Genomic DNA, 24960 nt, shown 5'->3' with positions numbered 1-24960 from the left:
GGAGCCGCCAGTGTGCCACGGCGGCATGACGGCCGGGCGACCGCCGCGCCGCAAGGACAGGCCCGCTACAGCCGGAAGCGCGCGGTCACGTTCTGCAGATTGTGCGACAGCGCGTTCAGCTCGCTGGAGGTGGTGGCCAGCTCCTCCACGGTGGCGCTGTTGGCCTCGGCCATCTGCGATACCTGCTCCATGCTCTGCGCCAGGCTGAGGCTGGCGGTGCGCTGCTCGCCCAGCGCGCTGGTGATGTTGCCTATGGTGCCGACGATGGAATGGGTGCTGCCGGCGATCTCCTCCATCGAGTCGCTGGCCTCGCGCGCGCTGCCGGAGACCGCGTCGACGCTGGCCAGGCTCTGCTCCATGCTGCCCACCACTTTCTCCACGCCCTGCTGGATGGCGGTGATCATCTGGGTGATTTCCTGCGCCGAGCTGGCGGTGCGTTCGGCCAGTTTTCTCACCTCGTCCGCCACTACCGCGAAGCCGCGGCCCATCTCGCCGGCGCGGGCGGCCTCGATGGCGGCGTTCAGCGCCAATAGATTGGTCTGGTCGGCCACGTCGCGGATCACGGTGACGATATTGCCGATGCGCTGCACCTCGCCGGTCAGCGTGCGCATTTCCTCTGAGGTGGCGGCCACCGCGCTGCTGACCGACTGGATCTTGCCCACCGAGGCCTGCACCGCGTGGCCGCCGCGCCCGGCCAGGTCGCCGGCCTCCCGCGCCTGGCGCGAGGCCTGGTCTGAGTTGTCGGCGACATGGTTGATGCTGACGGTCAGCTGTTCGATGGTGGCCGCCGCCTCGGCGGTGGCCTCGGACTGGCGCTGGGCGCCGCCGGCCACCTGCTGCGCCATGCTGGCCAGCTCATGGGCCGAGTCGGACACCTGGTTGGCGTTGTCCTGGATGCTGGACACCACTTCGCGCAGGCCCTGGCGCATGTGCTGGATGATGCGGGCGATTTCCACCGCCTCGTCGCGGGAATCGGGCAGCGACTCGTCGGCGCCGGACAGGTCGCCCTGCTGGATGTTGCGCACCAGTTGCGCCGATTTGCGCAGCGGGGTGGTCACCAGATTGGCGACGAACAGCGCCACCGTCACCGCGATGGCCAGCGCGATGGCGGCGGAGATCAGCATGATGGTGACGGCCTGGTTATAGGCGGCCTTGCTGTCGTCCAGCGCCTGCTGCACCTTGTCGTTCTGGTAGGCGGTCAGCTCGTCCAGCGTCTGGGCGAAGGCCGCGTTGGCCGGCACGAAGCGCTGCTTCAAAAAGGCGACCGACTCCGCGTCCTTGTTGGCGCGGATCAGCGCATACAGCGGCGCGTACAGCGCGGACAGCGCGCCGCGGGCCTGCTGCACCCGGGTGAAGACTTCGCGGCCCTTGGCGGACACCAGGGTCTTGTCCAGTTGTTCCAGGCTGGCGGTGTTCTGCGCGCGCAACTCCTCCGCCTTGCTGATATTGGCTTCGATTTCCTGCGGGCTCTGGGCGATGATGGCGTCGCGCACCGCGCGCGCCACGCCCATGGTGGCCAGCACGATCTTGTTGCACAGCGCCGCCTTCGGATAGCGGTTTTCGGTGATTTCCACTTCCTTGGCCTGGATGGCGTTCAGCTTGAGGATGGCTGTCAGCACGATGGCTGCCAGGATCAGAATCATCAGGCCGTAGCCGGCCAGCAGCTTCTGCTTGACGGAGAGTTGGTGCAGCATCGGTTTCTCCTATGAGGCGGCCAGGCCGCGCGGCGATGGGGCCGAGCCGCGGCGCGCCCCATATGCTGAAAAATAGTTGCCGCGCGGCAAATAGGGAAACTCATTCTTGCCATCGCCGGCGGCCGCGCGACGGTACCGATGGCCAGCCGGCGGCGTTTCCCCTTCCATTCGCCATGGTATTGCCTAAGCTCAAACCACCTATACCCGGACGGGAGAGCGAGTGATGCAAGTGGCCGAGATCTTCGAGAAGGCGTCGGGCAAGCTGCCTATGGTGCCCAAGGTGGTGCAGGAGCTGGTGGCCAGTTTCCATCGCAATGACGTCAAGATCGACGAAATCACCGACAAGGTCGGCCACGATCAGGTGCTGACGGCGCGGGTTTTGCGGCTGGCCAACAGCGCGCGCTTCGGCAGCAGCCGCAAGGTGGGTTCGCTGGACGACGCGGTGGTGCTGCTGGGCTTCGACAACCTCAGGGTGCTGGTGATCGCCTCCGGCGTCACCGGCGCCACGCTGGGCATCCACGGCTTCGACATGAAGGCGTTCTGGACGCGCTGCTTCGCGATGGCCAACACCGCCAAGCTGCTGGCCAAGCTGGCGGGCCTGGACGCGCAGCTTGGCTATACCTGCGGCCTGTTGGCCAATATCGGCGAACTGGTGCTGTACGTGGCGGTGCCGGAGCAGGCGCAGCAGATAGACAAGATCGTCGCCGGCGGCGCCGAGCGCATCAGCACCGAACGCATGCTGCTGGGCATGGATCTGACCGAGCTGGGCGCGGAGCTGGCGCGGCGCTGGAATTTCCCGGACGCGATCCAGGAGGCGATCTACAACCAGCACGACCTGCTGAACGAAGACGCGTCGCCGTACGCGCTGCTGATCGGGCTGTCCACCTTCCTGGTGGCGGGCTTCCGCAATGAGATGGGCGTGGCCGACATGCTGGTCAGCCTGCCGGAGCGGGTGCTGGAGCGGCTGGGGCTGGGCCGGGAGCGGGTGGAGGCGGCGATGGAGCCGCTGCAGCAGGCCTGCACCCAGGTCGACGACATGTTCTGATCCGGCCTGCCCGGGCGCGCTTCAGGCGCCCTGGCCGCCGCGCAGTTCGCGCCGCAAGATCTTGCCGACGTTGGACTTGGGCAGCTCGTCGCGGAATTCGACATGGCGCGGCACCTTGTAGCCGGTAAGGGCGTCGCGGCAATGGCGCAGCCGCTCGTCCACCGTCAGCGCCGGGTCCTGGCGCACCACCACGATCTTCACCGCCTCGCCGCTGCGCGTGTCGGGCACGCCGACGCAGGCTACCTCGCGCACGCCCGGATGCCGCGCCACCACGTCCTCCACCACGTCCTCCACTTCGTTGGGGTAAACATTGAAGCCCGATACCAGCACCATGTCCTTCTTGCGGCGTCGGCGGTGCGCACGCCGATGTCGCCGGTGGCGAAGAAGCCGTCGGGATGGAAGGCCTTGGCGCTGTCTTCCGGCCGCTGCCAGTAGCCGGCCATGATCTGCGGGCCGCGCACGCAGACTTCGCCGGCCTCGCCGTCGGCCATCGGCCGGCCGGCGTCGTCCAGCAGGCATTGGCCGCCCAGCCGGTTGACCAACAGGCAATTGATGGCCAGCGCGAACACGTGGTACAGCGGCAGCGGCAGCGGCGTGGCTACCACGGCGCGGCTTTAGCGGCGTGCCGGCGCGGGCCTCTGCCACCACCTGGGCGAAGTTTTCCAGCGCCATGATGGAGCTGGACTGCGCGGCGGCGGGCCTGCGGCGCTTCCAGCGCGCGATGGACGCAGGCCACGGCGACAAGGACATGGCGGCGTCCTTCCTGGTTTGAGCGCGAAAAAGCCGCCGGGCCCGGCGGCGCGGCGGCTTGGAGTCAGATAGGGGACGGGCTCAGCTTTCTTCGTCCTCGCCGGCCTCTTCGACGTGGTCGAGGCGGCCGGTGTAGCGCAGCTCCACTTCCTGGGTCAGCAGGTCCACCTTCACCACCGACAGCTGCACGCGGTCGCCGCGGGCCAGTTCCGGCAGGCCCGGGATGCGCAGGCGCAGCGGCAGGCCGTCGATGCGCACCAGGTCTTCCTTGATCACGGAAGCGGTCGGCTCGGTGATGTTTTCCTGCAGCAGATACTTCAGGCACCAGTAGTGTTCCATCTTGTCCTGGAACGACAGGTAGGCGCCGTAGGTGGCGTCGAAGTCGCGCAGAATGGCGAACAGCATCGCGTCGCCCTGGGCGAACAAGGGCTTTTCGCCGCGTATCATCGCCGAGAGCTGGCGCTGGTTGATGAAGTCGCTGGCGCGGCGCAGCGGCGAGGTGCTCCACGCGTACTGGGCCACGCCCAGGCCCATGTGCGGCTCGGGGCGGGTGGTCATCCGCACCTTGCCCATGCTTTGCGCGCGGTACATCGCCGGGATGTCGGCTTCGGCCAGCATGCGGCCCCATTCGCTGTTGGCCAGGATCATCAGTTCGGAGACCAGCTTGTCCATCGGCGCGCCGCGCTTGCGGATGGTGATGGACACTTTGCCGTCGACCACGTCGATGTTGTAGTCGTGCTGCACTGGGCGGGTCGGGTCGTATTTGCCGCGGCGCTTTTCCAGCGCTTCGGCGAACTGCCACAGCCACACCAGTTCGCGTTTGAACGGATAGTCTACGCCCGGATCGTTGGCCAGCGTCTGCTCATTGAACACCTGTTCCAGTTCGGCGTGGCGCAGGTTGGCGGCGATCGGCACCAGCTCGATGCGGTTCTCGAACGCCACCGGCTCGAACTCCGGCGTCACCTCGGCGTACAGCGAGAACGCCGGGCAGGCGCGGCCTTCCTGCAAGGTGAAGGCCTGCACCACGTCGTCCGGCAGCATGGTGATCTTGTCGCCGGGGAAATAGGCGGTGGACAGGCGCGACAGCACCATCTTTTCGATGTCGGAATCCACCGGCACGCCCAGCGTCGGCGCGGCGATGTGGATGCCGACGCGCTTGTTGCCGTTGGGCAGCTCCTCGACCGACAAGGCGTCGTCGATTTCGGTGGTGTTGGCGTCGTCGATGGAGAAGGCCTGGGCCGAGGCCAGCGGCAGCTCCGGCAGCGCGGCCGGCGGCGCGTACTTGCCGAAGCCGACGCCCTTGGGGAAGTACTCCATCTGGAAGCCGGCCATCAGGTAATCAGGCACCGAGGGAATGCCGCCTACCTTGTCGGCCAGGCGCAGCGGCGGCAGGCCGGTTTCGCGGCTGGCCTGGTCGAAGGCCTTGTATTCCAGCGTGTTCTTGTCGGGGCGCCACAGCAGAGTCATCAGCTGCGAGCGGATGGCTTCCGGCAGGGCGCCGGTTTTCAGCTCGCGGACCCAGCCGTCGATCTGCTCCTGTTCGCGCTTCTTGCGCTCGACGCCGGCCAGCGCGGCTTGCAGCGCGTCCTGCGGCGCCTTCTTGTAGCGGCCTTTGCCTTTTTTGTAGAAGTACATCGGCGCGCCGTGCAGCCGGCAGATCAGCGCGGCGGCCTCGACGGCCGACGGCGCGTGGCCGAAATAGTCGGCGGCCAGGTCCTGGTAGGAGAACTCGTCGTCCTGGCTGCATTCCCACAGGAAGTCCAGGTCGATGTCCGCAGCCAGCGCGTCCACGGCGGGCAGAAAATCCGCCAGCGGGGAGCTAAACTCCAGAAACACATTGGCGCTCTTGAGCTTGGCGCGCTTGCCGTGCTGGGTATCCACCTGCAGGCTGGCGTCGCTGCGCGAGACTATGCTGCCAACCTTGAAACTGCCGCTCTCTTCGTAAAAAACGTTCATCAAAACATGCCAGGCCGTTGAATTTAAGGGCGGATTATAGCAGTTCGCCCGCGGCTCAGGCGCCATAAACTTGCACGCGATGCGGGCGGAACCGCATCGCGACGGGAAGGCGATGTCATGAAACCGGCTGCGCCCCTCTCCCCCGGCCAACGCACCCAGCTGGCGCGGGAAATCGACCGCATCGGCTACATGCTGGTGTCGCGCTGGGAGCGTCCGCTGGCCGCCCACCTGCTGTCGCTGGCCATGCGGCTGGAGGCGCTGGCGGGTTCGGTGGGGCGGGTCGACATCGCCGCCGAGGCGCGCGAGCTGGCCGACCTGCTGCGGCAGTGGTTGCAGCAGCAGGCGGAACCGTCCGAGCAGGAACGCTATGGGCTGCTGCGCCATCATCTGGGAGTGGTCAGCCAGCTGGGTTTGATGGAGCGGCAAGCGGGTTCGAGCAGCCAGGACGCGGCGGAGCGCAGCGGCAACCCCCTGCTTTACCTATGGCTGCCCGGCGGCATCGACGCCGCGCCGCTGCAAAGGCAGCTGGCCTGTTTCGGCTACGAAGCGCTGGCGCTGGCGCAGGCCGCCAAGCTGGCCAAGGCGCTGCAGGAGGAAACGCCGGCGGCGGTGGTGGCGTTCGCCGACTTCGCCGACGGCGACCCCATCCTGCAGTTGGCGCCGGCGATCAGCGGCAGCTGTCCGCTGGTGCTCACCTCGCCGCGGCGGGATTTTCCGGCCCGGCTGGAAGCGGTGCGGATAGGGGCCAGCGGCTTTCTCGATTGGCCGCTGCAGGTCAACCAATTGGTGGACCTGCTCAGCTTCGGCGACATCGGCGAGCGGCGCGACCCGCTCAGGGTGCTGATCGTCGAGGACATGGCGTCGCTGGCGGGGCTGTATTCGCGCGCGCTGGCCGCCCACGGCGTGGAGGCGGTCAGCGAGACCGACCCGGAGCGGGTGCCGGAGCTGATCGAGCGGCTGAATCCGGACCTGATCCTGCTGGACATGTACATGCCGCAATGCAACGGCATCGAGCTGGCCAAGGTGATCCGCCAGCAGCGGCTGCTGGACGGGATTCCCATCGTGTTCCTGTCGGTGGAGAAGCGCCAGGCGGTGCAGCTGGACGCGCTGATGCTGGGAATCGACGGCTTTCTGACCAAGCCGGTGGCGCCGGAAGAGCTGGTGGTGACGGTGGTGAACCGCGCGCGGCGCTACCGCAAACTGCGCTCCTACATCGCCAATGACAGCCTGACCGGCCTGCTCAACCATTCCCATCTGCACGGCCAGCTGGACAGCGCCGTCGAGCGCGCCCGCCGCGCCGGGCAGCCGCTGTCGCTGGCGATGCTGGATCTCGACTATTTCAAGCAGGTCAACGACAACTACGGCCACCAGGTCGGCGACGAGGTGCTGCTCAATCTGGCGCGCTTCCTGAAGGAGAGGCTGCGGCGCACCGATCTGGTGGGCCGCTACGGCGGCGAGGAATTCGCCATCGTGCTGACCGGCACGCCGGCGGACAAGGCGTGCAAGATGCTGGAGACGCTGCGGCAGGATTTCTGCCGGCTGGAGCAGCAGGTGGGGGAGAGGACCTTCCGCCAGACTTTCAGCGCCGGCGTCAGCTCGCTGGCCAGCGCCGAAGACGCCACCAGCCTGGTGCAGCAGGCCGACGAGATGTTGTACCTGGCCAAGGAAAACGGCCGCAACCGGGTGGAGAGCCGCGGCGGCTGAGGCGCGCAAAACAAAAGCCCCCGCAGTGGCGGGGGCATGCAAGCGGCGGAGCGGCTCCGCCAGCCCGCCCGCGCGAGGCGGGCGAGGCCGTCCATCAATTACTTGATGTTGTATTTGATCGAGTAGATCACGGCGTTCTGGTACGCGGTGCTGCCCAGCTTCTGGTCGGCGTAGCGGTACTGGATGCCGGTGGTGACCGCCTTGGTCGGGGTCCACCACAGCGCGATGGCACCGTTCTGGCCTACGCGCGGACGGTCGCCGCTCTTGTACACGCTGATAAACTTGTCCTGGCGGTTGAACTCGGTTTCATGCCATTGGGTGATCATCAGGTTCTGGCCGAAAGCTTGGAACGGGTACAGCATCACGTAGCCGGTCATGAAGCCGTTGTAGCCGGATGCGGAACCAACTTGGTGAGCATCCATCTCGTTGTGCACGCCGAAGAACGGCTTGATGCTCAGCGCGCCGAAGCTCAGATCGGTGCCCAAGCCCAGTACGCGGTTCTGAGTGAAGAACTCGTTGCCGCGGGTGTCGTAGATGTGGGCGTACAGTTGCACCGGCACGCCGCCGATGTCGGTCAGGTTGTAGCGGCCGATTACCTTGGTGGTGTAGCGGCGGTCTTTGGTGCCGGTGCCGTTATTGCCCTTGCCCGGGTTTTCCAGGTCGAAGAAGCCATAGACTTCGCCCCACTTGGCGCCCAGGCCGCCTTCGGCTTCCAGGTAACCGAAGTCGCGCTTGCCGCTTTGTTCGGTGGTGCGGTTCGACCAATCCAGCCAGTTGGCGCTAACGTTTGCGAAGGAGTATTCACCGCCGGCGTGAGCCAGGGCGGAAGCGGCCAACAGAGACAGGGCCAGCAGCGACTTGCGAGTTTTCATTGTTTCACCAGACTATTTTCATGTAGTAACCGTCCGACAAGCTGTCGGCGAGCGCGCGCAGATTAGACGTAGAAATGGCCTTGTGCAAACAATTTGTCACGCTTCTGTCGCTTTTCTGCAAAGAATGTTTGCTTTGTTGTAGCAAGATGACAAATAAGTTACATTTTGTTGCTGAAATGCCACATGGAAATATCTCTACGTGAAGATAAGTATCTGAGCACGCACCGGTTTCTGGTTTGTTTCAAGTCAAACCATCTGGTCGGGCCAGCCGAAAATCCGCAGGCATACCTTGCCGCTGGCATTGAATTCCACCCCTTCCTCTTCCAATAGCAGCCGCTGCCAGTCGGCATGCTGGCTACCGGGGCGCGACAGCCTGCCGCCGGCGCCCAGCACCCGGTGCCAAGGCGCGGTCACCCCCTCCGGCAGGTTGCCGAGCAGGCGGCCGACATGGCGCGAGTGGCGCGGATAGCCGGCTTGCTCGGCCAGCGCGCCGTAGGTGGTGACGCGGCCCGGCGGCACGTCGGCCAGCAGCGCCAGCACGCGGCGGGCGAATTCGGGCGGCATCAGCGGTAGCGCGGGTCGGCGGCGTAGGGGTTGCTGCGCTTCTCCACGCCTATGGTGGTGAACGGGCCGTGGCCGGGGATGACGGTGGTGTCGTCCGGCAGGATGAACAGCTTTTGCTGGATCGCGTCTATCAGCTGCTGGTGGTTGCCCATTGGGAAGTCGGTGCGGCCGATCGAGCCCTGGAACAGCACGTCGCCGGCCACCAGCAGGCTGGCCGCCGGGCTGTAGAACACCACGTGGCCGGGAGTGTGGCCGGGACAGTGGATGACTTGCAGCGTCTCTTCGCCCACCGTCACCGTATCGCCTTCTTCCAGCCAGCGGTCCGGCGTTAGCGGCTCGCTGCGCGGAAAGCCGAACATGCCGCCCTGGGTGGGCAGCTGGTCCAGCCAGAAGCTTTCCGCGCGTTGCGGGCCTTCGATTTCCACGCCCAGCTCTTCCGCCAGCTTGGCCGCGCCGCCGGCGTGGTCGATGTGGCCGTGGGTCAGCAGCAGCTTTTCCACCGTCAGCCCCTGGCTGTCGATCCAGGCGCGGATGCGCCCGATGTCGCCGCCGGCGTCGACGACGGCCGCTTTGCGGCTGGCGCTGCACCACAGCACGCTGCAGTTCTGCGCGAACGGGGTGACCGGGATGACGTGATGCTTCAAGGCCATGGCTATGCTCGCGGAAAAACGGAATCTGCCATTCTGGCATGGCCTGCCGGGTTTGGGGAGGGGTGGCCGCGCCCGCCGGGCGGGCGTTTCGCCACTGGCCGCGCCGGCGCGGCGGATCGCCCGGCGATGCCGGGCATCCGACCTACGCGTACAGCGCTCGCTCGATGAACTGGCGCGGCACTTTTGGCTTGGGCACCCGCACGTCGAACCAGCCGCGCACGTCGCCATCCAGGCCGATGCCGTGCATGAAGTTGTACAAAGCCTTGTTCAGGCCGCGGCCCATCAGCTCGTGGTCGGTGCCGGTGGGGTCGATGAAGCCGACGTCGTTCTTGGCGAAGTCGCCTTTCGGCAGCGGCACCAGCTTGACGCCGTATTCTTCCGGATTCTGGCCCACCGGCGAGTGCACGGTGCAGGCGAAGCGGTGGAAGAAGCCCGACTGGATGCAGCCGTTGTCGAACAGCTGGCGCACGTATTCCAGCGCGTCCACCGTGTCCTGCTCGGTCTGGGTGGGGAAGCCGTACATCAGGTAGGCGTGCACCAGGATGCCTGCCTCGGCGAAGCCATGAGTGACCCGTGCCACTTGCTCCACCGACACGCCCTTTTTCATCAGCTTGAGCAAGCGGTCGGACGCGACTTCCAGGCCGCCGGAAATGGCGATGCAGCCGGATTCCGCCAATAGCTGCGCCAGCTCCGGGGTGAACGATTTCTCGAAGCGGATATTGCCCCACCAGGAGATGGACAGCTTGCGCCGCAGCAGCTCCTCGGCCAGCGCCTTCAGCATCTTGGGCGGCGCGGCCTCGTCGACGAAGTGGAAGCCGGTCTGGCCGGTTTCGGCGATGATGGCCTCGATGCGGTCCACCAGCAGCTCGGCCGACGCCGTCTCATAGCGCGAGATGTAGTCCAGCGTCACGTCGCAGAAGCTGCATTTCTTCCAGTAGCAGCCGTGGGCGATGGTCAGCTTGTTCCAGCGGCCGTCGCTCCACAGCCGGTGCATCGGGTTCAGCATGTCCAGCAGCGACAGGTAGCGGTCTATCGGCAGGCCGTCCCAGGTGGGGGTGCCGACCTCGGAGAACGGCACGTCGGCTTCCTGCATGTTCACATAGCGCACCGCGCCGTCCTGGCGCAGGAAGGTGCGCACCAGGCGGCTGACGCCGCGTTTGCCCTCGATGTGTTCCATCAGCGCCAGCAGCGGCCGCTCGCCGTCGTCCAGCGTCACATAGTCGAAGTAGTCGAACACGCGCGGCTCGGCCAGCTCGCGCAGCTCGGTGTTGGGGTAGCCGCCGCCGAGGCAGGTTTTGACTTCCGGCCAGTGGCGCTTGATGGTCTGGGCGATGCGAAAGGCCGCGTACACCGCGCCGGGGAAGGGCACCGAGATCAGCACCAGCTGCGGCCGGTGCGTCGCCATCGCTTCGCGGGTCAGCGCGTCCAGCGTGTCGTCCACCCAGTTGGGCGCCGCCGCCAGCGCCTTGGCCAGCGGCTCGAAGGTCGGCTGCGACAGCGCCAGCGATTCGGCGTAGCGGACAAACTCGAAGCGCGGGTCCACCGCCTCGCGCAGCACGTCGGCGATATCGTTCAGGTACAGCGTGGCCAGGTGGCGGGCGCGGTCCTGGCTGCCCAGCGCGCCGAAGGCCCAGGCCAGCGGATCGCCGCCGTCCGGATCGTCCGGGTCCATATACACGTCCAGCGCGGCGAAGCGCGGGCCTTCCGGCAGGTAGTTGCGGCCGGCGATGCGGTAGGACAGCGTGGCGTCGCGGCCCTGCAAAAAGCCGATCACCGCGTCTATCGTCGCCGCGTAGCGTTCGTACGAGATGTCGAACTGCATCATGCAGTCGGTGCGCTGGCGCATGGGGATGCGTTGCACATGCTCGCGCAGCGTCTGCATGCCGGCGCGCGAGAACAGTTGCAGCACCAGCGCCAGCGCCAGGTCTTCCTGCGAGGCCGTGACGCCGCGCGAACGCAAAAAGCCGGTCAGATAGGCGGTGGACGGGTAGGGCGTGTTCAGCTGCGTCATCGGCGGGATGAGCGACAGCACGCGCAGGGAGCTGGCAGACATGCGAAAAATCCGGCGGGTGGTTCAAAAAGCATAGCCGGGCTCAGGCCCGGCTGCGTGCGATTGTCCCACAGCAAACGATGCGAGACTAGGCGGTCTTGGCGCTGAACTGCTCAAAGGCCTCCAGGGCGTTGGCGGAATACATCAAAGAAGGGCCGCCGCCCATGTAGACGGCCATCGCCAGCGCCTCTTCCACTTCCGTCTTGCTGGCGCCCAGCTTGACCAAGGCCTGCGCGTGAAAGCCCAGGCAGCCGTCGCAGCGCGCGGCCACGCCCAGTGCCAGCGCGATCAGCTCCTTGGTTTTCCTGTCCAGCGCGCCGTCGCGGCTGGCGGCGCGGCCCAGGTCGTTGAAGGCTTGCATCACGTCCGGCACGTCGGCGCGCAAGGTGGCCAGGTGTTGGGAGATGGCGTGGGTCAGTTCGGGGTAGTGGATTTCGCTGCTCATGATCGTCGCTCCATCTGCGGGTTAAGATATATTGATTTATATAATATCAATTGATATATTGTAGTCAAGTGTCTAATCCGAAAGAAAGTTTTCCATGCCGTCTCCCACCATCGCCATGATGCGCGCCGCCGCCGGCCAGGCTTGCGGCCTGCTGCGCGCCTTGTCCAACGAAGACCGGCTGCTGTTGTTGTGCCAGCTCAGCCAGGGCGAGCAATCGGTCGGCGAGCTGGAGCAGGCGGTGGGCATCCGCCAGCCCACGCTGTCGCAGCAGCTGGGCGTGCTGCGCAACGAGGGCCTGGTCGCCACCCGCCGCGACGGCAAGCGCATTTTCTACGCGGTGGCCGACCCGAACGCGCTGAGCGTGCTGGCCACCCTCTATCAGTTGTACTGTCCCAAGGAGTAGCCATGCAGCTGGACTGGAGTCATTTCACGCCCTGGAGCGCGCTGGCCGGCGGCATGCTGATCGGCTTGGCCGCCGCCTGGCTGATCCTGCTGAACGGCCGGGTGGCCGGGATCAGCGGCATTGTCGGCCAGCTGCTCTCGCCCGGCGGCGACAAGGGCTGGCGGCTGGCTTTCGTCGCCGGCCTGGTTCTGTCGCCCTGGGCATACCGGCTGTGCGCCGCGCCGCCAGCCATCGCTCTGGATCACCGGCCCTGGCTGTTGATCGCCGCCGGCCTGCTGGTGGGGTTCGGCAGCCGGCTCGGCTCCGGTTGCACCAGCGGCCATGGCGTGTGCGGGCTGGCGCGGCTGTCGCCGCGTTCGCTGGCGGCCACGCTGGCCTTCATGGCCGCGGGGTTCGCCGTCGTCTGGCTGATGCGTGATGGAGGCGTGCTATGAAATCGCTCGCAAGCGCAGGCTGCGCCGGCCTGTTGTTCGGCCTGGGACTGCTGCTGGCCGGCATGGCCAATCCGGCTAAGGTGCTGGCCTTTCTGGATATCGCCGGCCGCTGGGATCCGTCGCTGGCGCTGGTGATGGCCGGCGCCATCGCGACAGCGCTGCCGGCCTTCGCGCTGGCGCGGCGCCGCGAGCGCGCGCTGCTGGGCGGGCCGATGCAGCTGCCCGCCGTTCGGCGGATCGACCGGCCATTGATCCTGGGCAGCCTGATTTTCGGCGCCGGCTGGGGGCTGGCCGGCATTTGCCCGGGGCCGGCGCTGGTATTGGCCGGCAGCGGCGCCGGCGCCGGGGTGCTATTCGCCGCGGCGATGCTGGCGGGCATGGCGCTGCATGGCCGCTGGGCGCGGCGCCGGAGCTAGCGGCGGGAAATCCGCGCGCTCGGCGCGTATAATCCAGACGTCATCGACAATGGAGCGCGCAGAGTGAAAACCGCGGGATGGATGGTGCTGGGATGGATGTGGGCGGCGGCCGCGCTGGCGGCGCCGCGGCCGGCGGAGCTGTGCGGCAGCTGCCACGGCGCCGACGGCAACGGCGCTTCGCCGCAGTTTCCGCGGCTGGCCGGCCAGCAGGCGGTCTATATGGAGCAGCAGCTGCTGCTGTTCCGCGACGGCAAGCGCGACGACAAGGCGGCGCACCGCGCGGCGCTGGCCAAGCTGGATGATGCCGGCATCCGGAGCGCGGCCGCGTATTTCGCCGCGCGCGCGCCGGCGGCCAACGCGGCGGCCGGGGCCGATCCCAAGCTCGTCGCCGCCGGCGCCAAGCTGTTCCGCGAGGGCAATCTGGCGGTGGGCACGCCGCCCTGTTTCTCCTGCCACGGCGACCGCGGCGAGGGCAACGCGACGGCGCCGCGGCTGGCCGGCCAGCATGCCGCCTATCTGCAAAGCCAGCTGCGGGTATTCGACGTGTCGCAGCGGCCGGCGGCGGCGGAGATGCAGGAAATCGTCAAAACCATGAGCGAGGACGACATCAAGGCCGTGCTCGCCTACCTTCCGGGCATGTAGCCGACAAAAGAAAAGGCCGCGGAAGGCGGCCTCAAGGTTCGGAGAAAAACGACCGCCGGGCGGCCGGTTTTCCGTCGGTGATTCTAGCGCCGTCTGGCGCGCGCGGCAACGCCGCTCAGTCGCCCAGCGCCGCCAGCAGCTCGGCCTGCTGTTCGGCCACCAGCGCGTCGGTCAATTCTGCGATGTCGCCGTCCATCATCTGGTCCAGCTTGTACAGCGTCAGGTTGATGCGGTGGTCGGTGAGGCGGCCTTGCGGGTAGTTGTAGGTGCGGATGCGCTCGGAGCGGTCGCCGGAGCCGATCAGGCTCTTGCGCTCGGCCGCTTCCTTCTGATTCTTTTCCCGCAGCTGGATGTCGTAGATGCGCGCCGCCAGCACCTGCATCGCGCTGGCTTTGTTGGCGTGCTGCGAGCGGCCGTCCTGACACTCCGCCACGATCCCCGTCGGCAAGTGGGTGATGCGCACCGCCGAGTCGGTCTTGTTGATGTGCTGGCCGCCGGCGCCGCTGGCCCTGAACGTGTCGATGCGCAGATCGGCCGGGTTCAGCACCACTTCGGCGATCTCGTCGGCTTCGGCCATCACCGCCACCGTGCAGGCGGAGGTGTGGATGCGGCCCTGGGTTTCGGTGGCCGGCACGCGTTGCACGCGGTGGCCGCCGGACTCGAACTTCAGCCGCGAGTACGCGCCCTGGCCCACCAGCCGCACGATCACTTCCTTGTAGCCGCCGAGGTCGGACTCGCTGGCGGAGACGATCTCCGCCTGCCAGCGGTTGCGCTCGGCGTAGCGGGTGTACATGCGCAGCAGGTCGGCGGCGAACAGCGCCGCCTCGTCGCCGCCGGTGCCGGCGCGGATTTCCAGGAAGATGTTCTTGTCGTCGTTGGGGTCCTTCGGCAGCAGCAGTTTCTGCAGCTCCACCTCCAGCGCCGCCAGCTTGTCCTTGCCCTCGAGGATTTCCGCCTGGGCGAATTCCTTCATTTCCGGATCGGCCAGCATCTCTTCGGCGGCGGCGATGTCGCCTTCGCACTGGCGGTAGGCGGCGAAAGCCTCCACCACCGGCGTCAGCTCGGCGTGCTCGCGGGTGAGCTTTTTGAAGGCCTCCATGTTCTGGGTGGCCGTTTCGCTGGCCAGCAGGTGGGTCACCTCTTCCAGGCGGTCGGCCAGTTGCGCCAGCCTGGTTGCGATAGACGCTTTCATTACGACTCCGGATGTAAACGGTAAAGCCGCGCGATGGCTTGCACCTGCGCGTCGTGCTCCGCGCCGCTGCCCGAGGACAGGGCCTGGGTGGGCGGGTGCATGAGTTTATTTGTCAGTTGGACGGACAAGGCCTCCAACACTTTGTCCGGCGCGTCGCCGCGCGCCAGTTGCTTCATCGCCGCTTCCAGCGCGTGGCGGCGGGTGCGGTCGGCCTCGTCGCGCAGCGCGCGGATCAGCGGCACGGTCTCGCGCTTCTTCAGCCAGTCGGAAAACTCCGCCACCCGCGCCTGGATGATGGTTTCGGCTTCGGCCGCCGCCTGCTGCCGCGCTTCCTTGCCCACTTCGACGATGCCGGCGATGTCGTCGACGCTGTACAGGAACACGTCGTCCAGCTGGGCGACTTCCAGCTCGATGTCGCGCGGCACGGCGAGGTCCAGCATGAACATCGGCCGGTGGCGCCGCGCCTTGATCGCCCGCTCCACCATGCCCTTGCCTATCATCGGCAGCTGGCTGGCGGTGGATGTCACCACCACATCGTAGCGCGCCAGCGCCTCTGGGAGCTCCGACAGCGTGATGGCGTTGCCGCCGAACTGTTCCGCCAGCCGCTGGCCGCGCTCCAGCGTGCGGTTGGCCACGGTGATACAGGACGGGTTGCGGGCGGCGAAATGGGTGGCCACCAGCTCTATCATCTCGCCGGCGCCGACGAACAGCACGTTCAGCTCGGCGATGGACGGGAAGATCTGCTCGGCCAGCTTCACCGCCGCCGCCGACATCGACACCGAGCTTGCGCCCACCGCGGTGCTGCTGCGCACTTCCTTGGCCACCGCGAAGGTGCGCTGGAACAGGCCGTTGAGCATGGTGCCCAGCGTGCCGGCGTGCTCGGCGCTGCGCACTGCGTCCTTCAGCTGGCCCAGGATCTGGGTTTCGCCCAGCACCATCGAATCCAGTCCCGAGGCCACGCGGAAGGCGTGCCGCGCCGCGCCGGAGGCTTCCATCCGGTACAGATAGGGCTCCACCTCGGCCAGGCTCAGGCCGTGGAACTGGCACAGCCAGGACAGCGCGGCGTGCGGGTCCGGACTGCAGCAGTAGATCTCGGTGCGGTTGCAGGTGGAGACGATGGCCGCCTCGCGCGCGGCCTGCGAGGCCACCAGACTGTCCAGCGCGCGCGGCAGGGTTTCAGCCGGAAACGCCAGCTTTTCCCGTATCGACAGCGGAGCCGTGTGGTGGTTGAGTCCGAAGGCAAGCAGATGCATGGGCGGAAAGTGCCGCAGACGAAAACAGGACATTTTAGCCTAAGTGGGCGGCGGCGTCCCGCCGAGCTTGCCCGGACGGCATGGCGGCGGCGGGCGCGCAGGCGGTATAGCGCCGACGCGGCGCGCGGCATGTTGTTTTGTTGAGACACGGACAATGGGCGAGTTGCCGCTGTCATTCATAAAAAAACACAATTTTAATCAAAGTTTTAACAATTCTCTGGTTTTGGCCTGGCGATGCCAGGGGCTGGCATAAGGTGCTGAAGTATTTGCCATGCCCGATGATTAATGCCATTTTCATCGCTTGCGTGCATGTTTCAGGCATGTGACAGAGGCAAGGCAGATTTGCGCCAAAGCAGCGCAAACGCCGTGATGAACAAAGGGAAAATGATGAGAATCAAGATTCTGGCCCAGGCGATCGCCGCCTTCGGCCTTATGGGGGGCGGCTTTGCCCATGCCGCGGACGGTAGCGACAGCCAGCTGGAGCGGGTGACCATCACCGGCTCCAACATCAAGCGCATCAGCAAGGAAGGCGCGCTGCCGGTTGAAGTCCTGAAACGGGAAGACATCGAAAAAACCGGCGCTTCCACCACGGTGCAGCTGCTGGACAACCTGACTTCTTCCGGCAGCGTGCTGTCGGGCACCAATTCGGCCAGCTTCGCCGCCGGCGCGGCCACCGCCGGCCTGCGCGGCATGAGCTCCAAGTATGTGCTGGTGCTGATCAATGGCCGCCGCCTGCCGAACTACGCGATGTTCATCAGCGGCACCGACTCTTTCGTCGACCTGAACACGATTCCGCTGGCGATGATCGACTCGGTCGAAATCCTGCGCGACGGCGCTTCGGCGATCTACGGCTCCGATGCGGTGGCCGGGGTGATCAACTTCAAGACCAAGCGCAATTTCCAAGGGGTGAAAGCCACCACCCGCTACGGCCAGACCGAAGACGGCGACGGCATGGAGCAGGGCGCCGGCCTGATGGGCGGCATCGGCGATCTGAGCAAGGACGGCCAGAACTTCATGTGGTCGTTCGACGCTTACCATCGCGAGCCGGTGTTCGCCAGCAAGCATGAGCCGACCAAGACGCTGGATTACCGCCGCTTCGGCGGCAAGGATTCGCGCAGCGGCACTTTGTGGGGCTCTTGGAAAGACTATTCCAACGGCAAGTTCTATAACCCTCTGCCCGGCTGCCCCAAGTCGCTGGTGACGCTGTCCAACGGCAACACCATCTGCCCCAGCGACAACGACGAACTGGGCACCCAGCTGTCGCCGCGGACTTCGCGCTACGGCCTGAACGGCAACTACACCAAGCGGATCGGCTCGGACAGCGAGCTGTTCGTCGAAGCCAGCGTCAACCGCAGCCAGACCTCCCTCGACGGCGGCTACGCCTGGATGAGCCAGGTGCAGATCAAGAACGGCAACGCGGCCTATCCCACCAATCCGGCCACGCTGGCGGCGATGCAGGCGCTCTATCCGCAGTTCACCCCCGGCGACACGCTGCAAGTGACGCGCAGCCTGTATGAGCTGGGCAAGAGCATGGTGGATGTGACGGCCGACACCTACCGCGTGGTCGCAGGCGGCACCACCACCATCGGCGATTGGGATTTTGAAGGCTCGGTGAACCTTGGCGAATCCAAGGTGACCATGCAGACCAGCAATGCCATCCTGAACGCGCCGTTCATGAACATGCTGCAAAACGGCGCGCCCGCCGGCCAGCCCATGTTCGATCCGTTCGCGCAGAACAACCAGGCGGGCAGCCTGACGCCATACGCCACCAACCTGACCAACAGCGCCAATTCCAAGTTGCAGATGCTGGAGTTGAAGACCAGCAAGAGCGAGCTTGCCCAGCTGCCGGGCGGCCCGTTGGGCTTCGCCGCAGGGGTGCAATGGTGGCATGAGTCGATCGAAAGCTCGCCCGACGCGCTGATCCGCAGCGGTTCTATCATGAACTACGCGGCGCAGCAGGGCCTGCAGTCCAGCCGCTCGGTGGCGGCGGCGTATGCCGAGCTCAGCCTGCCGGTGATCAAGAATCTGGAAGCGCAGCTGGCGGTGCGCGCCGACCACTACAACGATTTCGGCGATACGGTGAACCCGAAGTTCGCCTTCTCCTATCGTCCGTGGCAGCAGGTGATGTTCCGCGGTTCGGCCACTTCGGCGTTCAAGGCGCCGTCCCTGCCCCAGTTGTACGCGTCGCGCCAAGCCTACCAGTCGATTTACGACTACGCGCAATGCGCGGACAAGGGCATCTCCACGGCCAATTGCACGTCGGTCAAGCAGCAGATCCGCAGCGGCGGCAACCCGAACCTGAAGGCGGAAACCAACAAGAGCTACGGCCTGGGCGTGGTGCTGCAGCCGATGAAGGAGCTTTCCGCGTCGATCGACTGGTACAAGCTGGACCAGAAGGACACCATCCAGGCGCTGCCGGCGCAGTACGTGGTTGACCACCCGGAATTGTTCCCCGGCTACGTGGTGCGCAAGCCGTCGGGCATCGCCGGCATCCGCGGCGACATCGACTACATCAGCACCCCGTACGCGAACGCCGGCAAGACGATCACCTCCGGCATCGACATCGACGTGCAGTACGATCTGTCGCTGGGGGGCTACGGCAAGCTGAGTTTCCGCGAGCAGCAAACCCGCTACCTGACGTATCAGGACACGGTGCTGCCGACCGATTCGCTGCTGGAGAACGTCGATTACGGCGGCATGCCGCGCTGGAAGAACCTCTTCACCGTCGACTACCGCTACGACAAGTACAGCGCCGCGATCACCGCGCGTTCCTATGCCGGTTACAAGAACGCGGCGTCCCCGCGCGACACCATCGCGGCCAACGTGCCGCAGCGCGTGCCGTCGTACACGGCGTTCGACCTCAACTTCGGCGTGCGGCCGCTCAAGACGCTGGAAATCAACGGCGGCATCCGCAACGTCGGCAACCGCGTGCCGCCGTACGCCGCCGGGGCCAGCCTGGTGACGTTCTCCGGCCCGTCCACCGATCTGTGGGGCCGCACCTACTACATCACCGCCGACTACAAGTTCTGATAGCCAGTCGCCGCGCGCAGGCCATGCCGCTCCCTCGGGAGCGGCATTTTCATTTGCGGCTCAGCCTTCCCGCCGCATGTCCAGGTGCAGTATCCCGCCGTCGTCGTAAGGCTCCGACACCGGTTCGAAGTCGAAGGCGGCATACATCGCGCTGGCGTCCTGCTGCGCCGACAGCATGATGGCGCGGCCCGGGTAGCGCGCCTGGCATTGCGCCACCGCCTGCGCCAGCAGCGCCTTGCCCAGGCCCTGGCCGCGCGCGGCGGGTTCCACCACCACCCGGCCGATGGCGGCGGCGTCCGGGTATTTCTCGCCGGGGGCGATCAGCCGGGCATAGGCCAGCAGCCGGCCGGCCTCGTCGCGGCCCGACAGGTGCAGGCAGTGGGTGTCCACGCCGTCCACGTCGCCGTACAGCGATTGCTGCTCCAGCACGAAAACCCGATCCCGCAGCTGCAGAACCTGGTACAGCGCCAGCGGGGTGAAACCGTCGAAACCGTGGCAATGCCACGCTATCCTGTTTGCCATAGTAGAATTCCTCCATTTCCCGTACCGGCCGTCTTCGGCATCCCGGCACCGTGATGATGCTATACCACCCGGATCGGCCGCGTACCCAAATCCAGATCAAGACACTAGCATTGATAACATGAACAGCAACGACCTCTTCGCCCCGCCGGGTTCCGCCGGCGACCCGCCGCCGCCTCCCGCCGCGCCGGAAGCCGCCAGCGGCGACTGGATTCCGCTGGACCTGTACGCCGAGCGCGCCTACCTCGAGTACGCGATGAGCGTGGTGAAGGGGCGCGCGCTGCCGGAAGTGGCCGACGGCCAGAAGCCGGTGCAGCGCCGCATCCTGTACGCGATGCGCGACATGGGCCTGGCGCACGGCGCCAAGCCGGTGAAGTCGGCGCGGGTGGTCGGCGAAATCCTCGGCAAATACCATCCGCACGGCGACAGCTCGGCCTACGAGGCGCTGGTGCGGATGGCGCAGGACTTCACGCTGCGCTATCCGCTGATCGACGGCCAGGGCAACTTCGGCAGCCGCGACGGCGACGGCGCGGCGGCGATGCGTTACACCGAGGCCCGGCTGACGCCTATCGCCGATCTGCTGCTGTCCGAGATAGACATGGGCACGGTGGATTTCGTGCCCAACTACGACGGCGCCTTCGACGAGCCCTCGCTGCTGCCGGCCCGGCTGCCGATGGTGCTGCTCAACGGCGCTTCCGGCATCGCGGTGGGTCTGGCGACGGAAATCCCGCCGCACAACCTGACCGAGGTGGCCGGCGCCTGCGTGGCGCTGCTGGACGACCCGACGCTGGACACCGCCGGCCTGATGCGATACGTGCCCGGCCCGGACTTCCCGGGCGGCGGCCAGATCATCACCCCGGCGGCGGACATCCTGGCCGCCTATGAAAACGGCCGCGGCAGCGTGCGGGTGCGCGCCAAGTGGGAGATAGACCGGCTGGCGCGCGGCCAGTGGCGCATCGTGGTGACCGAGCTGCCGCCCGGCTCCTCGGCGCAGAAGGTGCTGGCGGAAATCGAGGAAGCCACCAACCCCAAGGTCAAGTCAGGCAAGAAGGCGCTGACCCAGGATCAGGCCAATCTGAAGAGCCTGATGCTGTCGCTGCTGGACCGCGTCCGCGACGAATCCGACAGCGAAAGCCCGGTGCGGCTGGTGTTCGAACCCAAGTCCAGCCGCCAGGACCCGGACGAATTCATGAACATCCTGTTGGCGCAGACCAGCCTGGAAGGCAACGCTTCGCTGAACATGGTGATGATAGGCCTGGACGGCCGGCCGGCGCAGAAAGGCCTGAAGTCCATCCTGACTGAATGGATAGACTTCCGCCGCTCCACCGTCACCCGCCGCCTGGCGCACCGCTTGTCGCAGGTGGACAAGCGCATCCACATCCTGGAAGGGCGGATGATCGCCTTCATCCACATCGACGAAGTGATCCGGGTGATCCGCGAGTCGGACGAGCCGAAGCCTGACCTGATCAAGGCCTTCGGCCTGACCGAGGTCCAGGCCGAGGACATCCTGGAAATCCGCCTGCGCCAATTGGCGCGGCTGGAAGGCTTCAAGCTGGAGAAGGAGCTGTCCGAGCTGCGCGAGGAGCGCGAGGGCCTGCGCCACGTGCTGGACACCCCGGACGCGCTCACCCGCCTGATCCGCGACGAGATCCAGGCCGACGCCGCCAAGTACGGCGACAAGCGCCGCAGCGAGATCAAGGCCGCCGAACGCGCGGTGCTGACGCAAACCACCGCCGACGAGCCGGTGACGCTGATTCTGTCGCAAAAAGGCTGGATCCGCGCCCGCGTCGGCCATAACGTCGACCTGGAGGCGCTGAGCTTCAAGGATGGCGACGCGCTGGCGGCGGCGGTGGAGACCCGCACCGTGTGGTCGGCCATCGTGCTCGACCACAACGGCCGCGCCTACACCATAGACCCGGCCACGGTGCCGACCGGCCGCGGCGACGGCGTGCCGGTGGCGTCGCTGGTGGACCTGCAGGACGGCGCCAAGCCGGCGCAGCTGATCTCAGGCCCCGACGCCGCCCGCTTCATCGTCGCCGGTTCCGGCGGCTACGGCTTCATCGCCAAGATCGGCGACATGGCCGGCCGGGTGAAGGCCGGCAAGGCCTTCATCACGCTGGACGCCGGCGAGAAGGTGCTGGCGCCGGTGCCGGCGCCGCAGGGCGCCGGCCTGGACGCGCTGCAGCTGGTGGCCGCCGCCGACAGCGGCCGCCTGCTGGCCTTCCCGGCAGGCGAGCTGAAGGAATTGTCCAAGGGCCGCGGCCTGATGCTGATGGCGCTGGACGAGGGCGCGGCGATGACGGCGATAGGCCTGGTGGCCGGCGCCAAGGCGCTGCTGTCCACCACCTCGGTGCGCGGCAAGGCCGGCGATGAGAAGCTGGCGCTGGAGGAATTCATCGGCAAGCGCGGCAAGAAGGGCAAGCTGATGCCGAAGAAATGGCTGGTCAGCGCCATCCGGGAGCTGCCGATGTGATGACACGGACCAGCCAGCCGCAAGCCCTCACCCCCCGCGCCGCGCTGTTGTTCGTCAACGGCTTTCGCGCGCTGCTGCTGCTGGTCCTGTTTTCCATGTCGCTGCTGCCGGGCAGCGACGGCCTGTCGCTGATAGAAGGCGGCAGGCATTTTTATTTGTGGTCCGGCGTCTACCTGCTGCTGATCGCGGTGTGGTTCCTGCTGCGCGAAGGCAAGCTCGGCCACACGCTGCAGCTGACGCTGGCCATCGCCGCCGACATCGCGATGATGGTGTGGCTGATGGCGATGAACGAGGGTATCCGCGGCGGTTTCGGCCTGCTGCTGCTGCCCTACCTGGCCGCCGCCGGCCTGCTGTCCACCGGCCGCTACGCGCTGTTCTACGCCGCCATCGCCACCCTGACGCTGTTCGGCTACGCCGGCGTCGAGCATTGGCTGGGTCTGCCCCATAGCGCCGACCTGTCCTATAGCGCGCTGCTGGCGGCCGCCTGCTTCATCACCTCCATCGCCACCTGGCAGCTGGGGAGGATGGCGCGCGCGTCGGAGGCGCTGGCGGCCAGCCGCGGCGGCGAGATCGCCAACCTCAACCGCCTGAACGAATTGATCCTGCAAAGCCAGCGCGACGCGGTGATGGTGCTGGACGAGGACGGCTGCCTGCGCCAGTTCAACCTGCAGGCCGAGCGCTACTTCAGCCGCCTCTCCCGCGGCCAGTCCATGCCGGAGTTGCTGCCGCTGGTGCGGCGCTGGCAGCAGAGCGGCTATCCGGCGCTGCCCACCTTCATCGAGCACAGCGCGCGCGGCCGCCAGCTGGTGGGGCGGCTGGCGCCGGTGCCGGTGCGCGAGGGCGAACTGCGCGGCGTGGTGCTGTTCCTGCGCGACATGGCGGACATGGCGGAAGAGGCCAAGCGGGTGAAGCTGGCGGCGCTGGGCCGGCTCACCGCCAACATCGCCCATGAAATCCGCAACCCGCTGTCGGCGATCAGCCATGCCGGCGATCTGCTGGCCGAGGATGAGGCGGACCCCGCGCGGCGGCGGCTGGTCCGCATCGTGCAGGACAACACCCGCCGCATCAACGGCATGGTCGAGGATGTGCTGATGCTGGGCCGGCGCGATCGCGTCAAGCCCGAAGCCATCGCGCTGGCGCCGTTCGTCGCCGAGCTGCTGGAGCATTTCTCCATGGCGCAGCCGGACGCCGCCGGCGCCGTCGCCTGCCAGCTGCCGGCCGATTGCCAGCTGCGCTTCGACCGCGGCCACCTGGCGCAGGTGCTGGGCAACTTGCTGGCCAACGCCTGGCGCCATAGCAGCCGCGCCGCCGGCGCGGTGCAGTTGCACGCCAGCGTGGCTGAGGATTACCTTATCCTGCGGGTGATCGACGACGGGCCCGGCGTGGCGGAAGCCGAGCAGTCGCGGTTGTTCGAACCCTTTTTCACCACGGAAAACGCCGGCAGCGGCCTGGGCCTGTACATCGCGCGCGAACTGGCCGAGGCCAACGACGCGCGGCTGGATTACAGCCCGCCCGGTGGCGTGTTCCGGCTGATCTGTCACCTGGCCTATGACTAAGACACCGATGCGGGTATTGGTAGTGGACGACGAGCCGGACATCCGCGAGCTGCTGGAGCTGACTCTGCTGAAAATGGGCTTGCTGCCGGTCTGCGCCGGCAGCGTGGCCGAGGCCAAGGGCATGCTGGGCGCCGGGCCGTTCGACCTGGCGCTGACCGATATGCGGCTGCCCGACGGCGAAGGGCTGGAAGTGGTGCGCCACATCGGCGAGCAGGCGCTGGACGTGCCGATCGCGGTGATCACCGCCTACGGCAGCACCGACAACGCGGTGCGGGCGATGAAGGCCGGGGCTTTCGACTATCTGCAAAAGCCGGTGAGCCTGGCGCAGCTGCGCAGCCTGGTGAAGACCGCGTTGCGGGTGGAGGGCGGCAAGCCGGCGCAGCAGCAGCGGCTGGTTGGCGACTCGTCGGCCATCCAGGAAGTGCTGCGGCTGATAGAAAAGTTGTCGCGCAGCCAGGCCGCGGTCTATATCCGCGGCGAATCCGGCACCGGCAAGGAGCAGGCGGCGCGGCTGATCCACGAGCAGGGACCGCGCGCCGAGCGCCCCTTCGTCGCGGTCAACTGCGGCGCGATCCCCGACAGCCTGATGGAAAGCGAATTCTTCGGCTACAAGAAAGGCGCCTTCACCGGCGCCGACGCCGACCATGACGGGTTTTTCCAGCAGGCGTTGGGCGGCACGCTGTTTCTGGACGAAGTGGCCGACCTGCCGCTGGCGATGCAGGTGAAGCTGCTGCGCGCCATTCAGGAGAAAACAGTGCGCAAGCTGGGCGGCAGCCAGGAAGAGGCGGTGGACGCGCGCATCATCTGCGCCACCCACCAGGACCTGGCGGCGCGGGTGGAGGCCGGCAGCTTCCGCCAGGACCTGTACTACCGCCTGAACGTGCTGCCGCTGCGGATGCCGGCGCTGCGCGAGTTGCGCGAGGACATTCCGCTGTTCGCGCAGCAGTTGCTGCAGCGCTACGCCGGCGACGGCGCGGCGCCGCAGCTGGCGGCGGATGCCCGCCAGGCGCTGCAGGACTACGGCTACCCCGGCAATTTCCGCGAGCTGGAGAACATTCTGGAGCGGGCGGTGGCGCTGGCCGCCGGCCCGGTGTTGAGCCGGGACGATCTGCAACTGACGCCGCCGCGCGAATATTGCCCGGAGCCGGGCAGCGCCGAACCGCTGCAGGACTATCTGGACCGGGTGGAGCGCGAGGCGATCGCCAAGGCGCTGGACGCTACCCATTACAACCGCACCCAGGCCGCCAAACGCCTGGGCGTGACCTTCCGCTCGCTGCGCTACCGGATGGAGCGGCTGGGGGTGAGGTAGAGA

The 24960-nt window shown here is 66.9% G+C and carries 21 protein-coding genes and 1 pseudogene; 11 read left to right on the top strand and 11 right to left on the bottom strand.

The window, feature by feature from the left end:
• Positions 1-65: 65 nt before the first annotated feature.
• A complete protein-coding gene (locus MY55_RS03655) occupies positions 66-1694 on the bottom strand; it encodes a methyl-accepting chemotaxis protein (protein ID WP_047237855.1) in 1629 nt (542 codons plus the stop codon).
• 223 nt (positions 1695-1917) lie between these two features.
• Between MY55_RS03655 and MY55_RS03650 the strand changes: the two genes are divergently transcribed.
• Positions 1918-2739: an HDOD domain-containing protein gene (locus tag MY55_RS03650; RefSeq protein ID WP_043572754.1), complete on the top strand. Its 822-nt coding sequence runs from the start codon at positions 1918-1920 to the stop codon at positions 2737-2739.
• Between the two features lie 21 nt (positions 2740-2760).
• Here MY55_RS03650 and MY55_RS22440 read toward each other — a convergent pair.
• Positions 2761-3254: pseudogene (locus MY55_RS22440) on the bottom strand (AMP-binding enzyme); the annotation flags it as partial.
• A gap of 107 nt (positions 3255-3361) precedes the next feature.
• On the opposite strand from MY55_RS22440, the gene MY55_RS23280 reads away from it, so the two are divergent.
• A complete protein-coding gene (locus MY55_RS23280) occupies positions 3362-3511 on the top strand; it encodes a hypothetical protein (RefSeq protein WP_155294733.1) in 150 nt (49 codons plus the stop codon).
• A 59-nt stretch (positions 3512-3570) separates the two neighbouring features.
• Here the strand turns inward: MY55_RS23280 and MY55_RS03635 are convergent, their stop codons facing one another.
• Positions 3571-5445, bottom strand: a complete 1875-nt coding sequence (locus tag MY55_RS03635; protein WP_043572750.1) for a ribonuclease catalytic domain-containing protein — start codon at positions 5443-5445, stop codon at positions 3571-3573.
• A gap of 117 nt (positions 5446-5562) precedes the next feature.
• Here MY55_RS03635 and MY55_RS03630 point away from each other — a divergent pair, with 117 nt between their 5' ends.
• On the top strand, positions 5563-7149 hold the full coding sequence (locus MY55_RS03630) for a GGDEF domain-containing protein (RefSeq protein WP_230623331.1): 1587 nt from the start codon (positions 5563-5565) through the stop codon (positions 7147-7149).
• 98 nt (positions 7150-7247) lie between these two features.
• Here MY55_RS03630 and MY55_RS03625 read toward each other — a convergent pair whose 3' ends face one another.
• From MY55_RS03625 to MY55_RS03605, 5 genes are all read right to left on the bottom strand, one after another.
• The gene (locus tag MY55_RS03625) at positions 7248-8021 is read right to left on the bottom strand and encodes an outer membrane protein OmpK (RefSeq protein WP_053006922.1); all 774 of its coding nucleotides are present in this window, start codon (positions 8019-8021) and stop codon (positions 7248-7250) included.
• 246 nt (positions 8022-8267) lie between these two features.
• A complete protein-coding gene (locus tag MY55_RS03620) occupies positions 8268-8585 on the bottom strand; it encodes an MGMT family protein (RefSeq protein WP_043572746.1) in 318 nt (105 codons plus the stop codon).
• Positions 8585-9235 (bottom strand): MBL fold metallo-hydrolase, encoded by a 651-nt coding sequence (locus tag MY55_RS03615; RefSeq protein WP_043572743.1) that lies wholly within the window; start codon positions 9233-9235, stop codon positions 8585-8587. Before MY55_RS03615 ends, MY55_RS03620 begins: the two co-directional genes overlap by 1 nt.
• 142 nt (positions 9236-9377) lie before the next feature.
• The gene (locus tag MY55_RS03610; RefSeq protein ID WP_043572741.1) at positions 9378-11288 is read right to left on the bottom strand and encodes a B12-binding domain-containing radical SAM protein; all 1911 of its coding nucleotides are present in this window, start codon (positions 11286-11288) and stop codon (positions 9378-9380) included.
• 85 nt (positions 11289-11373) lie between these two features.
• Entirely contained in the window at positions 11374-11730 is a 357-nt protein-coding gene (locus MY55_RS03605; protein WP_043572739.1) for a carboxymuconolactone decarboxylase family protein, read from the bottom strand.
• Between the two features lie 94 nt (positions 11731-11824).
• Here MY55_RS03605 and MY55_RS03600 point away from each other — a divergent pair, with 94 nt between their 5' ends.
• From MY55_RS03600 to MY55_RS03585, 4 genes are all read left to right on the top strand, one after another.
• Positions 11825-12133, top strand: a complete 309-nt coding sequence (locus MY55_RS03600) for an ArsR/SmtB family transcription factor (protein WP_043572737.1) — start codon at positions 11825-11827, stop codon at positions 12131-12133.
• 2 nt (positions 12134-12135) lie between these two features.
• Positions 12136-12567, top strand: a complete 432-nt coding sequence (locus tag MY55_RS03595) for a YeeE/YedE family protein (RefSeq protein ID WP_043572734.1) — start codon at positions 12136-12138, stop codon at positions 12565-12567.
• Positions 12564-12983 carry a DUF6691 family protein gene (locus tag MY55_RS03590; RefSeq protein ID WP_065201977.1) on the top strand — a complete coding sequence of 140 codons (420 nt, stop codon included), beginning with the start codon at positions 12564-12566 and terminating at the stop codon, positions 12981-12983. The genes MY55_RS03595 and MY55_RS03590 overlap by 4 nt, the downstream gene beginning before the upstream one ends.
• 63 nt (positions 12984-13046) lie before the next feature.
• Positions 13047-13625: a c-type cytochrome gene (locus MY55_RS03585; protein WP_146008404.1), complete on the top strand. Its 579-nt coding sequence runs from the start codon at positions 13047-13049 to the stop codon at positions 13623-13625.
• Positions 13626-13740: 115 nt separating this feature from the next.
• On the opposite strand, the gene prfA is transcribed toward MY55_RS03585, so the two are convergent.
• Both prfA and hemA read right to left on the bottom strand, forming a co-directional pair.
• Positions 13741-14817, bottom strand: a complete 1077-nt coding sequence (gene prfA, locus MY55_RS03580; RefSeq protein ID WP_043572724.1) for a peptide chain release factor 1 — start codon at positions 14815-14817, stop codon at positions 13741-13743.
• Entirely contained in the window at positions 14817-16070 is a 1254-nt protein-coding gene (gene hemA, locus MY55_RS03575) for a glutamyl-tRNA reductase (protein ID WP_043572721.1), read from the bottom strand. The genes prfA and hemA overlap by 1 nt, the downstream gene beginning before the upstream one ends.
• 387 nt (positions 16071-16457) lie before the next feature.
• On the opposite strand from hemA, the gene MY55_RS03570 reads away from it, so the two are divergent.
• Positions 16458-19100, top strand: a complete 2643-nt coding sequence (locus tag MY55_RS03570) for a TonB-dependent receptor plug domain-containing protein (protein WP_160309788.1) — start codon at positions 16458-16460, stop codon at positions 19098-19100.
• Between the two features lie 60 nt (positions 19101-19160).
• On the opposite strand, the gene MY55_RS03565 is transcribed toward MY55_RS03570, so the two are convergent.
• A complete protein-coding gene (locus MY55_RS03565) occupies positions 19161-19622 on the bottom strand; it encodes a GNAT family N-acetyltransferase (RefSeq protein WP_043572718.1) in 462 nt (153 codons plus the stop codon).
• A gap of 118 nt (positions 19623-19740) precedes the next feature.
• On the opposite strand from MY55_RS03565, the gene parC reads away from it, so the two are divergent.
• The 3 genes from parC to MY55_RS03550 are packed head-to-tail and all read left to right on the top strand — an operon-like array spanning position 19741 to position 24957.
• Positions 19741-22092 carry a DNA topoisomerase IV subunit A gene (parC, locus tag MY55_RS03560; RefSeq protein ID WP_043572715.1) on the top strand — a complete coding sequence of 784 codons (2352 nt, stop codon included), beginning with the start codon at positions 19741-19743 and terminating at the stop codon, positions 22090-22092.
• On the top strand, positions 22092-23648 hold the full coding sequence (locus MY55_RS03555) for a two-component system sensor histidine kinase NtrB (protein ID WP_043572712.1): 1557 nt from the start codon (positions 22092-22094) through the stop codon (positions 23646-23648). Before parC ends, MY55_RS03555 begins: the two co-directional genes overlap by 1 nt.
• On the top strand, positions 23641-24957 hold the full coding sequence (locus MY55_RS03550; RefSeq protein WP_043572710.1) for a sigma-54-dependent transcriptional regulator: 1317 nt from the start codon (positions 23641-23643) through the stop codon (positions 24955-24957). Before MY55_RS03555 ends, MY55_RS03550 begins: the two co-directional genes overlap by 8 nt.
• The last annotated feature ends 3 nt before the right edge of the window (positions 24958-24960 follow it).

The organism is Chromobacterium subtsugae, from assembly GCF_001676875.1.
Classification (GTDB): Bacteria; Pseudomonadota; Gammaproteobacteria; order Burkholderiales; family Chromobacteriaceae; genus Chromobacterium; species Chromobacterium subtsugae.
Note: the sequence above shows the minus strand (reverse complement) of the source record. Positions and strands in the feature narration are given on the sequence as shown.